Raw genomic sequence first — 13,168 nt, 5'->3', positions numbered from 1 at the left:
GCCCAGCAGCGCCACCACGCTCCCCACGCCCGCTACCTGCGGCGACGGGCCTGTGACGGAAGACCGATGAACGGCGCGACCGGACGCCCTCCCCCCACCGCCGCGGCACCCCGGCCCGGACGGCGGGCGGCCGGGGTGTGCGGCGGTCACCGCTTGACGATCATGGGGTGGACGGCAAGGCCATTCCGACGCGGGGGTAGCCGGGGGCGTGTCGGGTCCAGGGCGCCTGGAGCTCGAACTGGCCGGCGACGCCGAGCAGCAGCAGCTCCGAGCCGGGCGGGCCGACGAGTTGCACCGCCACCGGCAACCCGTCGGGGCGGCGGCCCACCGGCACCACGATCGCGGGCAGCCCGGCGATGTTCCACGGGGCGGCGTACGGGGCGTACCGGATGCTGGCCTTCATGTTCGCGCTCCAGGACCGGCCGGACCAGCCGGTGGCCTCCGGCGGCAGGCCGGCCAGCGCCGGGGTGAGCAGCAGGTCGACCGAGTGGTCGGCGAAGAAGCCGATCGAGCGCTCGCGCCAGGCGATCCGGTCGGCCTCCCGGACGTACCCCCGGCGGTGCGCCCACTCCCCCAGCGCGACGTGCCGGCGGCTGCGCCGCTGGAGGTCGCGCCGGTCGAGGCCGGCGGCCCGCACGTCGGCGGCGGCCGCCGCGAACCAGGTGGCGATGCCCTGGAGACCGAGCCGGGTCGGGTAGACCGGGTCGGCGGGAACGGTGTCGTGGCCGGCGGCGGCGAGCAGCCGGCCGGCGGCGGCCACCGCGTCCCGGTTGGGCGCGTCCGGCGAGATGCCGCGCACCGGGGACCGCAGCGAGACGCCGACCCGCAGCCGATGCGGCGGGACCAGCTTCGCCTGTGGCCAGCCGGCGAGCACCTGGAAGCCGACGGCCGCGTCGGCGACCGTGGAGGTCAGCATGCCGTGCTCGGTCAGGCCGAACCAGTCGTCGGCACCGAGCTGGCAGGGCACCACGCCCCGACCGGGCTTCAGCCCAACCAAACCGCAGCAGGCCGCCGGGATGCGGATCGAGCCGAGGCCGTCGTTGCCGTGCGCCATGGGCACCAGCCCGGCGGCGACCGCGGCGGCGGCCCCGCCGGAGGAGCCACCCGGGGTGCGCCCGGAGTCCCACGGGTTGCGGGTCACCGCGCTGCCGTCGTCGGTGAGCGCCCAGAGGCCGAGCTCCGGCATCCGGGTCACCCCCAGGATCACCGCGCCCGCGCCACGCAGCCGCCGAACCACCTCGTGGTCGGCCTCCGCCACCGCGCTGCGCACGGCGGCCGAGCCGTTCCAGGTGGGCAGGCCCGCGACCGGGGTGTTCTCCTTGACCGCGACCGGCACCCCGGCCAGCGGCAGGTTCGCCAGTTCCTCCTGCTCGTCGACCTTCTCCGCCTCGGTGATCGCCTCCCCGCCGCGTACCGTGCGGAACGCGGCGAGGTCGGCGTCGACCCGGGCGATGTGGTCGAGGTGGTCGGCCACGACCTGGGTGGCGGAGACGTCACCCCGCCGTACGCCGCGGGCGATCTGCTTCGCGGTCGCACCCACCCAGGTCGGCATGATGTCCTGCACGGCCACCCTCCCCAGCCAGCGGTCAGCCCAGCGCCTGCTCCAAGTCGGCGAGCAGGTCGTCGACCGTCTCGATGCCGACAGACAGTCGCACGAGATCGCCGGGAACTTCAAGCGGCGAGCCGGCAGCACTTGCGTGTGTCATCCGACCCGGGTGCTCGATCAGGGATTCCACCCCGCCGAGGGACTCGGCGAGCACGAACAACTTTGCCTGGTTGCAGATCTCCACGGCGTGCTCCTCGCCGCCGGCGGCGAGGAAGGAGATCATGCCGCCGAACCGGCGCATCTGCTTGGCGGCCACCTCGTGCCCGGGGTGCGACGGCAGGCCCGGGTAGATGACCTGACCAACCTTGGCGTGCCCGTCCAGGTACGCGGCGATCCGCTCGGCATTGTCGCAGTGCCGGTCCATCCGGACGCCCAGGGTCTTGATGCCGCGCAGGGTCAGCCAGGCGTCGAACGGGCCGTTGACCGCGCCCATCGCGTTCTGGTGGAAGCGCAGTTCCTCGCCCAGGCCGCGGTCGGCCGCCACCAGCGCACCGCCGACGACGTCCGAGTGCCCGCCCACGTACTTGGTGGTGGAGTGCACCACCACGTCCGCGCCGAGCGCGATCGGCTGCTGCAGGTACGGCGACGCGAAGGTGTTGTCCACCACCAGCAGCGCCCCGGCGTCGTGGGCGACGGCGGACAGCGCGGCGATGTCGGCAATGCCGAGCAGCGGGTTGGTCGGCGTCTCCACCCAGACGATCTTCGTGGTGCCGGGCCGGATCGCGGCCCGCACGGCATCGACGTCGGAGACCTTAGCCGGGGTGTACGCCAGCCCCCACCGCTCGGCGACCTTCGCGAACAGCCGGTACGTGCCGCCGTACGCGTCGTCCGGGATCACCACGTGGTCGCCCGGCTTGCAGGCGGCGCGCAGCAGGGTGTCCTCGGCGGCCAGGCCGCTGGCGAAGGCGAGCCCGACGGGGCCGCCCTCCAGCGCGGCGAGGCACTCCTGGAGCGCATCCCTGGTGGGGTTGCCGGAGCGGCTGTACTCGTAGCCCTGCCGGGGCGCGCCGACGGCGTCCTGGGCGTAGGTGCTGGTCTGGTAGATCGGTGGGATCACCGCGCCGGTGCGGGCCTCGGGGTCCTGTCCGGCGTGGATGGCGAGCGTGTCGAAGCCGTGACTCATGCCCGAGACGTTAGTCGGTGGGGCGGAAGGAACCCCGGTCAACACCTCCAGCAGAGAGACCTCCGCACGACCGGCGCGACGTCGGCCTCTGCCAGTGAGGTTAGCCTGGCCGGATGGGCGGGTGCGTGTTCTGCGGGATCGTGGCGGGCGACGTGCCGGCGTTCCGGGTGGTCGACGCCCCGGACGGGGTCGCCTTCCTCGACACCCGGCCGGTGTTCCCGGGGCACCTGCTGGTGGTGCCGCGCACCCACCTGGTCACCCTGGCCGACCTGCCGGCGGACGCCCTGGCCGGCTACTTCGGGTTGGTCCAGCGGCTCGCCGTGGCGGTGGAGTCCGGCCTGGGGGCCGGCGGCACGTTCGTGGCCATGAACAACCGGGTGTCCCAGTCCGTGCCGCACCTGCACACCCACGTCGTGCCGAGGACGAAGGGCGACGGCCTGCGCGGCTTCTTCTGGCCCCGCACCCGTTACGCCGACGACGCCGAAGCCGAGTCCTACGCCGTTCGCATCACGGCAGCCCTCTGACCCCGCGCACCGCCACCGCACCCGGTCACCGCGGATAGCAGGGGCGCCGCCCGCACGTCGGCGACGGTCTCGCGCAGCGGCGGGATGCGGTCGAGGCCGACGCCGATAACGCAAGGTAGTAACAGTGCGGCGCAACGCTAAGTGACGTCAACGGCTGGGGGTGGCGGCACCCCACTCTCGCTTTGCTCTGCTTCCCCACCAGCAACACCGCGCTGACCATTGCGAATGCGGGGGGCGGCCGCCGGACCCGCCGGAGCAATCGTCACTGAAGGTAACTGTTGCGGATGGGGACGCAGAGCAAAGCGGCGGGGGGCATACCCTCGGCGGCAGGCGCGGTGGCCGACAGTAGCGACGCCAACGGCTACGGCCCCCTCTCGCCTCCGCTCCGTGGCGGGATCCGCCTGGGTACGGGAGAAGTGGGTAAGGAAGGCGGGCCCGGCGGTGTTGCACGCGGGGAGAGGTAGGAGAGGAGTTCCATCGTGTTCCTGCGCCATACGAAGCCCGAGCTGCCCACCCCCGACCAGGCCCTGCCGGGTCGCCTCATCGCGATGCCGATCGCGGATCGGCACGAGGTGCTGGGCGGCCCGCTCAAGGGCCCCTTCCCGGCTGGCTCGCGGGTAGCCGTGTTCGCCATGGGCTGTTTCTGGGGCGCCGAGCGGCTGTTCTGGACGCTGCCGGGCGTGCTCACCACGTCCGCCGGCTACGCGGGCGGCACCACGCCGAACCCGACGTACGAGGAGGTGTGCTCGGGCCGGACCGGGCACGCCGAGGTGGTTCAGGTGGTCTACGACCCCACAGTGATCAGCTACGAGGACCTGCTCAAGGTCTTCTGGGAGAACCACGACCCGACCCAGGGCATGCGCCAGGGCAACGACGTGGGCACCCAGTACCGGTCGGCGATCTACGTCACCGGCGACGACCAGCTCGCCGCCGCGCAGGCGTCCCGGGACGCGTTCGCACCGATCGTGGCGCGGGCCGGCAAGGGCGAGATCACCACGGAGATCGACCGGCTCGGCGACTACTACTTCGCCGAGGACCACCACCAGCAGTACCTGGCACCCACGAAGAACCCGAACGGATACTGCAACCACGGGCCGAACGGACTGAGCTGCCCCGTCGGCGTGGCCCGCACGGCCGGCTGACGCCACTCACCACCCGGATCCTGAGCGCCGATCGCGGCGCGGACGGAACTTATTGGGATCGGTGCCTGCCCCGGTGACTCACCGGGGCAGGCACCGTCCTGTCGTACCCGCATGCCCGTCGTACGGCATTGCGTCACTCCGGCTTCAGGACGACGGTCCAGGTGGTCGTCGTGGTGCTGGCCGCCGCGCCTGTCGCGCTCAGGCCGCCGTACGCGCCGGTCGGCACCGAGGTCCCGGAGTCGGCGAGCAGCCCGGTGACCCGGCCGCCGCCGGTCTGCGAGCTGTTGCCGCGCACCTGGACGCCGGGCGGGGCGGTCAGCGCCGTGGACGTGGCGTCGCCGTGCAGCCAGTACGACACGGCCCAGCCCCGCTCGGCGGTGACCGGGGCGGTCGGGGTGATCCGGACGGCGGAGCTGGCCGGGTCGGTGGCCCGGGCGTGCCCGGCGACCGGACCGGCCGGGTCGGTCCCCCGGTACGCGGCGAGCACCAGGTTGCCCTTCGACCGCGTGCCGAGGGTGACCCGTACGGTCGACCCCGCGTCACCGGCACCGGCGACCTTCCACCAGGCGGTGGTGGTGGCGTAGCCGCCGTCGAGGCGGTCCAACCGGGTCCAGCCGGTTACCCCGGCGGGTTCGCCGGTGGTGGCGTGGGTGTTCTGGCTCAGGAACAGCAGCAGCGCGTCGCCCGCCTGGACACCCGAGGGCACCGCGACGGAGTGGGTCGTGACGTTCGCGTTGGCGGTGGCCTGCCCGACGTACGAGATCAGCTCCGGCAGCGGCGCGACCGTGACGTCCAGCGTGGCGGTGCCGGTGGCGCCCCGGTCGTCGGTGACGGTGAGCGTGACCGGGTAGGTGCCCGCCTCGGCGTACGTGTGGGTGGTGCTCGGAACGCTGTCCGTGTCGGCGGTCGATCCGTCGCCGAAGGCCCAGGCGTGGTCCTGGACCGCCCCGTCGGCGTCGGTGGAGCCGGCGGCCGAGAAGGTGCACGCCAGCCCGGCGCAGGACGGCGCGAGGTGGGCCACGGGCGGGGTGTTGGCCGCGCCGCCGGGGCCCTTGAGCAGCCTGATCCAGTCGATGTCGCCGGCGAAGTAGTCGCAGGTGACGTCCACCCCGTCGCAGGCGCTCTTGCCGCCGACGGAGAGCTGCCAGTTGTTGGCGATCGTCCCGGTGGGGCCGGTGAGCCGGCTGGTGCGCACGCCGTCGACGTACATCTCGACGTACGTCGAGGTGCGGTTGCAGGTCACCGTGTGCCACTGCCCGTCGGCGATGGACGTGCCCGTGTAGCCGGTGCGCGTCGCGCCGTCGCCGCCGCGGAACATGCACCGGGGCTTGCCGGCGGGCGCCTCGAACTTCCAGTAGCCGCCGGCCGTGTTGCCCTGCCCCTTCTGCAGGATGTTGCCGAAGGAGCGCGTGGTGCGGTACCGGATGGTGAACGAGAAGTCCCCGGCCTCGGGGTTGAACTCGTTGCTCGCCGGTACCAGGTCGACGTGTCCCGGCACGTACTCGTGGTCGGCGGGGTTGTGGTACGCGAACCGGTGGGCGGTCGCGCCCGCGTAGCGCACGCCGGCGGCCACCTCGGTGCCGACGGTCCCGTGCCGGCCGTTGCCGCTGCTGTCGGCGAGGACCGTGCCGCCCGCCGGCTCGTCCATGCTCCAGAAGGCCACCGTCCGGGTGGCGACCGCCTGCGCCGGGGACGCCCCGACCAGCACCCCGGCGGCGGCCAGCGTGGTGGCCACGGCGAGCCGGCCGACCGTCCGGACAACCCGTCGTCGCGTCGTCGCGCGCATCAGCATCGCCTCCTCGTGGCTCACCGGCGAGCGTGGCACGGGAACGAACTCGACTCCATGCCCCGTCGGGGTGGAAACCCGGCACCCGGTGCTGGTGGGGCGGGACCGTTCGGCGGGTACGGGCGACGGGCGGAGGGTGGCGTTCCACCGGTGCGGCGTTTGTCACATCCGGTCGGTCGGGCGAACCGGGCAGGTCGCCGGGGGTGGACCGGGAGGCCGCCGGGGGCGGGTGCGAACGCCCGCGCGGGAGCCACCTCGGGCGCGACGGCGCGCATTCTAGCAAACACGGAACGACGACGACATCATCTCAACAGGCGAACTACGCTCACCTCTGGCAGAGTTGTCTGGCATGTGCGGACTGGCTGGGGAATTTCGCCGCGACGGCTCGCGGGCCGATGTCGCGGCGGTGGAGCGCATGGCGGCCACGATGAGCGACCGGGGCCCCGACGACAGCGGGGTGTGGTCCCAGGGGCCGACCGCCCTCGGCCACCGGCGCCTGAAGATCATCGACCTGTCGGCCGCCAGCGGGCAGCCGCTGGTCGACCCGGCGTCCGGGCTGACCGGAGTCTTCAACGGCTGCGTCTACAACTACCGCGAGCTGCGCGAGGAACTCCAGGCCAAGGGCCACCGGTTCTTCTCCTCCGGCGACAGCGAGGTGGTCGTCAAGGCGTACGCCGAGTGGGGGCTGGACTTCGTCGACCACCTGGTCGGCATGTTCGCCGTGGCGATCAGCGAGCGGGACAGCGGCCGGCTGGTGCTGGCCCGGGACCGGCTCGGCATCAAGCCGCTCTACCTGGCCGAGACCCCGGGCGTGGTGCGCTTCGCCAGCACCCTGCCGGCCCTGCTGGCCGGCGGCGGCGTGGACACCACGATCGACCCGGTGGCACTCGCCCACTACCTGAGCTTCCACAGCATCGTGCCGCCACCGCGCACCATCCTGCGCGGCGTCACCAAGCTGCCCCCGGCCACCGTCCGGGTGTACGAGGCGGACGGCAGCACCCACGAGCGGGTCTACTGGGACCCGTCGTTCACCCGGCACGAGGAGCGGGCCGGGTGGTCCGCCCGCGACTGGGAGGACGCCCTTCTGGGGTCGCTGACCACGGCGGTGCGCCGCCGGATGGTCGCCGACGTCCCGGTCGGCGTGCTGCTCTCCGGCGGGCTCGACTCCAGCCTGGTGGTGGCCCTGCTGGCCGGCGAGGGCCAGCGCGGCCTGTCCACGTTCTCCATCGGCTTCGACGCCGTCGGCGGGCGGGAGGGCGACGAGTTCGTCTTCTCCGACCTGGTGGCGAAGAAGTTCGGCACCGACCACCACCAGATCCGGGTGGCCGCCCGCGACCTGCTGCCGCCCCTGGAGGCGGCCGTGGCGGCCATGAGCGAGCCGATGGTCAGCCACGACTGCGTGGCCTTCTACCTGCTCAGCCAGGAGGTGTCGAAGCACGTCAAGGTGGTCCAGTCCGGCCAGGGCGCGGACGAGATCCTCGGCGGCTACCACTGGTACCCGCCGCTGGCCGGGGTCGACCGGGAGCGGGCCGTCGAGACGTACGCGAAGGCGTTCTTCGACCGGGACGCCGCCGGGCTGGCCCGGGTCCTCGACCCGGCGTGGCTGGCCGACGGCGACCCGGCGCGGGAGTTCGTGGCCGCCCACCTGGCCCGGGCGGGCGCGCAGACGGCGGTCGACGCCGGCCTGCGGATCGACACCCAGATCATGCTGACCGACGACCCGGTGAAGCGGGTCGACAACATGACCATGGCGCACGGGCTGGAGGCCCGGGTGCCGTTCCTCGACCACGAGTTCGTGGAGCTGGCCGCGAGCTGCCCGCCGGAGCTGAAACTGGCCCAGGGCGGCAAGGGCGTGCTGAAGGAGATCGGCCGCCGGGTCCTGCCGCACGAGGTCATCGACCGGCCGAAGGGCTACTTCCCCGTGCCGGGCCTCACCCACCTGGAGGGCAGGCTCCTCGACCGGGTACGCGACGCGCTGCACGCGCCGCAGGCCCGCCGCCGCAACCTGTTCCGCACCGAGTACGTCGACGCGCTGTTGTCCGACCCGAACGCCGAACTGACCCCGTTGAACGGAAACAAGCTGTGGCAGCTGGGACTCCTGGAAATGTGGCTCCAGAGCCACGGAATCGACTGAAGGTGAGCGACACACTGGCGACCGGGACCGCATCCACCGACCCGGAACGGGTGCTCGGCCGGCGACGCGAGCGGGTCGGGCCGGGCGGGGATCCCGTGGCTCCCGCCCCGGCCGAGGCGGAACGGCCCACCGGGGGCGACGGCGTGGTGCTCGACTGCGGCTGGGGCCGGCTGGTCTTCGGCCAGACCTTCGCCGACCAGGCCGCCGTGGCCGCGGTGCTGCGCTCGGAGGCCGCCGGCGCCCGGGACATCTGCATCTACCTGCGCGACCCGCACGTGCTGGTGTCCCGGCTGCCCGACGAGCTGTTCATCGACCCGTCTCTGACGTACCGGCTGCGGTTGCCCGCCGGCCCGGCCGGCAGCCCGGCCACCGGCGAGGAGGACGCCCTGCCCGGGCTGCGGATCCGGACGCTGCGCGACGCCGACGACGCGGACGCGGTGAACCGGATCTATGCCCGCAACGGCATGGTCACCGCCCCGGTCGACGTGCTGGTCGACAACGCCCGCACCGACCGGTTCCTGCACCTGGTGGCCGAGGACGCCACCGGGGACGTGGTCGGCACGATCACCGGCGTGGACCACGTCGCGGTCTTCGCCGACCCGGGCAACGGCGCCAGCCTGTGGTGCCTCACCGTGGACTTCAACACCGCGCCGCCCGGCACCGGCCAGGCCCTGCTCACCGAGCTGGCCGACCGGCTCACCGAGCGCGGCCGGGCGTTCGTCGACCTGTCGGTGCTGGCCGAGAACACCGGGGCGATCCGGCTGTACGAGCGGCTCGGCTTCTACCGCACCGCCACGCTCTGCGTGAAGCGGAAGAACCCGATCAACGAGCGGCTCTTCCTGCCCGCCACCCCGCAGGGGTACGACCTGCTCAACCCGTACGCGAGGATCGTCGCGGACGAGGCGATGCGCCGGGGCATCCGGGTGGAGGTCACCGACCCCGAGTGGGGCGAGCTGCGGCTGAGCAGCGGCGGCCGGACGATCGTCACCCGCGAATCGCTGTCGGAGCTGACCTCGGCGGTGGCGATGAGTCGGTGCGACGACAAGCGGGTCACCCGGCGGATCCTCACCGAGGCGGGCCTGTCCGTGCCGCATGGCCGGACCGCGAACGGGGACGACGCCGACGCCGCGTTCCTGGCCGAGGTGGGCCGGGTGGTGGTGAAGCCGGCGCGCGGCGAGCAGGGCAACGGCATCACCGTCGGGGTGCGCACCCCGGAGGCCCTGGCCACCGCTGTCTCGCTGGCCCGGGGCTTCTGCCCGGACGTGCTCGTCGAGGAGATGCGCGACGGCGAGGATCTGCGGGTGATCGTCATCGACCACGAGGTGGTCGCCGCGGCTGTCCGCCGGCCCGCGCAGGTGACCGGCGACGGGGTGCACGACATCGCCGAGCTGATCGAGCGGCAGAGCCGCCGCCGGGCCACCGCCACCGGGGGTGAGTCCCGCATCCCGGTGGACGACATGACCCGGGACGTGGTCGCCGAGGCCGGGTACGAGCTGCGCGACGTGCTGCCCGAGGGCACGGTGCTGGCCGTCCGCCGGACCGCGAACCTGCACACCGGCGGCACGATCCACGACGTCACCGGCGAGCTGCACCCGGAGATCGCCGAGGCGTGCGTGGCGGCCAGCCGGGCGCTGGACATCCCGGTCACGGGGGTTGACCTGCTGGTTCCCGCCCCCGACCGGCCGGAGCACGTGTTCATCGAGGCGAACGAGCGGCCCGGCCTGGCCAACCACGAGCCGCAGCCGACGGCCGAGCGCTTCGTCGACCTGCTCTTCCCCGGCACGCGGGCACCGCAACGCCTCTGGTCACCGGCGGGTGCGGCAAGCTCTCAGGTATGAGAGCACGCAAGCCCGTCCCGCTGAAGATCGACCTGGACTATCTCCGCCAGGTGCTGCTGGAGCTGCTGGAGATCCCGAGCCCGTCCGGACGGACCGACCACGTGCAGCAGTACGTCGGCGAGCGCCTCTCCGCGTTCGGGATCTCCTCCACACTGACCCGGCGCGGCGCGCTGGGCGCCTGCCTGCCGGGGCCCCGGCAGACCGGCGCGGACCGGGCGATCGTGGTGCACACCGACACCATCGGCGGCATGGTGAAGCGGCTCAAGGAGAACGGCCGGCTGGAGCTGATGCAGATCGGCACGCACAGCGCCCGGTTCGCCGAGGGCGCGCACGTGCGGATCTTCACCGACGACCTGGACCGGGTGGTGACCGGCCAGGTGCTGCCCCTCAAGGCCAGCGGGCACCGCTACAACGAGGCCGTCGACCTTCAGGGGGTCGGCTGGGAGCAGGTCGAGGTCCGGGTCGACGAGCCGGTGACCGACGAGGCCGGGTTGCGTGCCCTCGGCATCGACGCCGGGGACTTCGTGGCGTTCCTGCCCAACCCGACGGTCACCCCCAGCGGGTACGTCAAGTCCCGGCACCTGGACGACAAGGCCGGGGTGGCGGCGGTGCTGACCGCGTTCAAGGCGATGGTCGACGCGGGTGTGACCCCGGCGGTGACCGCGCACCTGCTGGTCACGGTCACCGAGGAGATCGGGCACGGGGCCAGCCACGGCCTGGACCCGGACGTCGCGGAGATCGTCTCCGTGGACGCCGCGGTGGTCGCCCCCGGGCAGCAGTCCCGGGAGAACGCGGCCACCCTGGCGATGGGCGACGGCGTCGGCCCGTTCGACTACCACCTCACCCGCAACCTGGCGGCGATCGCCCGCGAGCACGGGGTGGACCTGGTCCGGGACGTCTTCGAGTACTACCGCTCGGACGTGGCGGCGGCGGTCGAGGCGGGCGCGCACGCCCGGGTGGCGCTGCTCGGCTTCGGGGTGGACGCCACCCACGGCCACGAACGCACCCACCTCGACGGGCTGAGCCACCTGACCCAGCTGCTCTGCCTCTACCTCCAGAGCGACCTGGTCTTCCCCGAGTGGGACGCCGAGCCGGAGGGTGACCTGGCCGATTTCCCGTCGCTGGCGGTGCAGCCGGCCAGCGAGGAGGGCCCCCGCGAGGGCCCGATCGGCATCGCCGACTGAGCCGGGCCGGGCCGCCACCGCCCGGCCCGCGTTTGTTCCCGCCGGCCCTGTGAGCGAAATTCCGTTGCCGCCATCCCGGGTAGTGGATAGCGTGGTCGTACACGTGAAGGGAGGTGGTCCAGAGTTGTATAGCAATCGGACTCGTGAGGTGGCTGTCCGCTAGCCGCTGTCCTCGACAGTGAGAACCCTGTCCGCCGCGAGGCGGGCATGCACCATCGTCGAGACCGTGTGGCAGCGGTGCGGCGAAACCACGACAGCCACCCGACCCCCGGGGTGCCGGCCCAGTCCAGCCGGCCCGTGCGCGAGCACGGACGCCCCGGGGGTCGCTCCATGTCCGGCCGAGCCGAGCCGGGCCGGTCAGCTCAGCCGGGGAGGCATCCTTGTCCATGCGCGAGCTGGTGGTGCTCGGGACGGCCAGCCAGGCGCCGACCCGGGCACGCAACCACAACGGGTACGTGCTGCGCTGGGACGACGAGGTGATCCTCTTCGACCCGGGCGAGGGCAGCCAGCGGCAGCTCCTGCACACCGGCGTCACCGCCACCGACCTGACCCGGATCTGCGTCACCCACTTCCACGGCGACCACTGCCTCGGCCTGCCCGGCACCATCCAGCGGCTCTCCCTGGACCGGGTGCCCCGCCCGGTGGCGGTGCACTTCCCGGCCGGCGGCGCCGAGTACTTCGCCCGGCTGCGGCACGCGTCGAGCTTCCACGAGACCGCCGAGCTGGTCGTCGAGCCGGTCACCGCCGACGGGCAGCGGTTCGCCCTGCGCTCCGGCACGCTGGAGGCCCGTCGGCTGCGGCATTCGATCGAGACGTACGGCTACCGGCTCGTCGAGCCGGACGGATGCCGGATGCTGCCGGAGAAGCTGGCCGCGTACGGCATCGCCGGGCCGGCCGTCGGGGAGCTGCTCCGCGTCGGCCACCTCGACGTCGGCGGTCGCCGCGTGACCCGGGACGAGGTGAGCGTGACCCGGCCGGGGCAGCGGTTCGCCTTCGTGATGGACACCGGGCTCTGCGACGGGGTGTACGCCCTCGCCGAGCACGCCGACCTGCTGGTCATCGAGTCGACGTTCCTGGAGTCCGAGGCCGCGCTCGCCGCCGAGGTCGGGCACCTCACGGCGGGCCAGGCCGCCCGGGTGGCGGCCGAGTCGGGGGTACGCACGCTGGTGCTCACCCACTTCTCCCAGCGGTACGCCGACGCCCGGCGCTTCGCCGACGAGGCCCGGGAGCACTTCGCCGGCGAGCTGGTGGTCGCCGAGGACCTGATGACCGTGCCGGTCCCGCCCCGGCGGGTAGCCTCGGGCGGGTGACGATCACCCTGCGCCACGCGGCCATCGACGACCTGCGCCCGGTGGGGGCGCTGCACCAGCGGTCCCGGGTGGCGGCGTACTCGTCGTTCCTGCCGGCGGAGGCCCTCGCGGACCCGACCCCTGAGGCGATGGGCGAGTACTGGGCCGAGCGGTGGACGTGGGAGCGGGACGAGCACCTGATGACCGTCGCCGAGCGGGACGGCCGGCTGGTCGGGTTCAGCTACCTCGGCCCGGACGACCAGGACGATCCGGCGACCGGCCTGCTCAACGCCATCCACCTCGACCCCGCCGAGCAGGGCCGGGGCACCGGCCGGGCGTTGATGGCCGACGCGCTGGCCACCATGCGCGGCCGGGGCCGGCACCGGGCGGTGCTGTGGGTGCTGGAGCCCAACGCCCACGCCCGCCGGTTCTACGAGCGCGGCGGCTGGCGGCCCACCGGTGAGCGCCGCGAGGAGCAGATCGGCACCGTCCGCACCCCCCAGCTCCGCTACGCCCGCGAGCTGGACTGATCCCCCGTCCGG

The 13,168-nt window shown here is 73.4% G+C and carries 10 protein-coding genes; 7 read left to right on the top strand and 3 right to left on the bottom strand.

Going from position 1 to position 13,168, the window contains the following annotated elements; genetic code table 11:
- Positions 1–160 precede the first annotated feature (160 nt).
- The gene (locus ACFYZF_RS14420; RefSeq protein ID WP_387019966.1) at positions 161–1,570 is read right to left on the bottom strand and encodes an amidase; all 1,410 of its coding nucleotides are present in this window, start codon (positions 1,568–1,570) and stop codon (positions 161–163) included.
- Between the two features lie 16 nt (positions 1,571–1,586).
- A complete protein-coding gene (locus ACFYZF_RS14415; protein ID WP_387019964.1) occupies positions 1,587–2,729 on the bottom strand; it encodes a cystathionine gamma-synthase in 1,143 nt (380 codons plus the stop codon).
- 113 nt (positions 2,730–2,842) lie between these two features.
- Here ACFYZF_RS14415 and ACFYZF_RS14410 point away from each other — a divergent pair, with 113 nt between their 5' ends.
- Both ACFYZF_RS14410 and msrA read left to right on the top strand, forming a co-directional pair.
- Complete coding sequence (locus ACFYZF_RS14410) at positions 2,843–3,253, top strand: HIT family protein (protein WP_387019961.1); 411 nt, start codon at positions 2,843–2,845, stop codon at positions 3,251–3,253.
- A gap of 479 nt (positions 3,254–3,732) precedes the next feature.
- Positions 3,733–4,395 carry a peptide-methionine (S)-S-oxide reductase MsrA gene (gene msrA / locus ACFYZF_RS14405; protein WP_387019958.1) on the top strand — a complete coding sequence of 221 codons (663 nt, stop codon included), beginning with the start codon at positions 3,733–3,735 and terminating at the stop codon, positions 4,393–4,395.
- Between the two features lie 133 nt (positions 4,396–4,528).
- Here the strand turns inward: msrA and ACFYZF_RS14400 are convergent, their stop codons facing one another.
- On the bottom strand, positions 4,529–6,181 hold the full coding sequence (locus ACFYZF_RS14400) for a PKD domain-containing protein (RefSeq protein ID WP_387019956.1): 1,653 nt from the start codon (positions 6,179–6,181) through the stop codon (positions 4,529–4,531).
- A 349-nt stretch (positions 6,182–6,530) separates the two neighbouring features.
- Between ACFYZF_RS14400 and ACFYZF_RS14395 the strand changes: the two genes are divergently transcribed.
- The 5 genes from ACFYZF_RS14395 to ACFYZF_RS14375 all read left to right on the top strand — a co-directional run bounded on the left by ACFYZF_RS14395 (position 6,531) and on the right by ACFYZF_RS14375 (position 13,156).
- Positions 6,531–8,315, top strand: a complete 1,785-nt coding sequence (locus tag ACFYZF_RS14395; protein WP_387019954.1) for an N-acetylglutaminylglutamine amidotransferase — start codon at positions 6,531–6,533, stop codon at positions 8,313–8,315.
- Positions 8,316–8,317: 2 nt separating this feature from the next.
- Entirely contained in the window at positions 8,318–10,153 is a 1,836-nt protein-coding gene (ngg, locus tag ACFYZF_RS14390; RefSeq protein ID WP_387019951.1) for an N-acetylglutaminylglutamine synthetase, read from the top strand.
- Entirely contained in the window at positions 10,150–11,337 is a 1,188-nt protein-coding gene (locus tag ACFYZF_RS14385; protein WP_387019948.1) for an osmoprotectant NAGGN system M42 family peptidase, read from the top strand. The genes ngg and ACFYZF_RS14385 overlap by 4 nt, the downstream gene beginning before the upstream one ends.
- 380 nt (positions 11,338–11,717) lie before the next feature.
- Positions 11,718–12,647: a ribonuclease Z gene (locus tag ACFYZF_RS14380; protein WP_387019945.1), complete on the top strand. Its 930-nt coding sequence runs from the start codon at positions 11,718–11,720 to the stop codon at positions 12,645–12,647.
- Positions 12,644–13,156, top strand: a complete 513-nt coding sequence (locus tag ACFYZF_RS14375) for a GNAT family N-acetyltransferase (RefSeq protein ID WP_387019942.1) — start codon at positions 12,644–12,646, stop codon at positions 13,154–13,156. The genes ACFYZF_RS14380 and ACFYZF_RS14375 overlap by 4 nt, the downstream gene beginning before the upstream one ends.
- The last annotated feature ends 12 nt before the right edge of the window (positions 13,157–13,168 follow it).

It is taken from the genome of Micromonospora sp. NPDC001898, assembly GCF_042891255.1.
GTDB lineage: Bacteria > Actinomycetota > Actinomycetes > Mycobacteriales > Micromonosporaceae > Micromonospora.
This window is presented reverse-complemented; position numbering and strand designations above follow the sequence as displayed.

Bases quoted from the DNA above. Each gene is read 5' to 3' on its own strand.
- ACFYZF_RS14400 (WP_387019956.1), bottom strand. From the start codon at position 6,181: ATGCGCGCGACGACGCGACGACGGGTTGTCCGGACGGTCGGCCGGCTC.
- ACFYZF_RS14415 (WP_387019964.1), bottom strand. From the start codon at position 2,729: ATGAGTCACGGCTTCGACACGCTCGCCATCCACGCCGGACAGGACCCC.
- ACFYZF_RS14395 (WP_387019954.1), top strand. From the start codon at position 6,531: ATGTGCGGACTGGCTGGGGAATTTCGCCGCGACGGCTCGCGGGCCGAT.
- ACFYZF_RS14410 (WP_387019961.1), top strand. From the start codon at position 2,843: ATGGGCGGGTGCGTGTTCTGCGGGATCGTGGCGGGCGACGTGCCGGCG.
- ACFYZF_RS14385 (WP_387019948.1), top strand. From the start codon at position 10,150: ATGAGAGCACGCAAGCCCGTCCCGCTGAAGATCGACCTGGACTATCTC.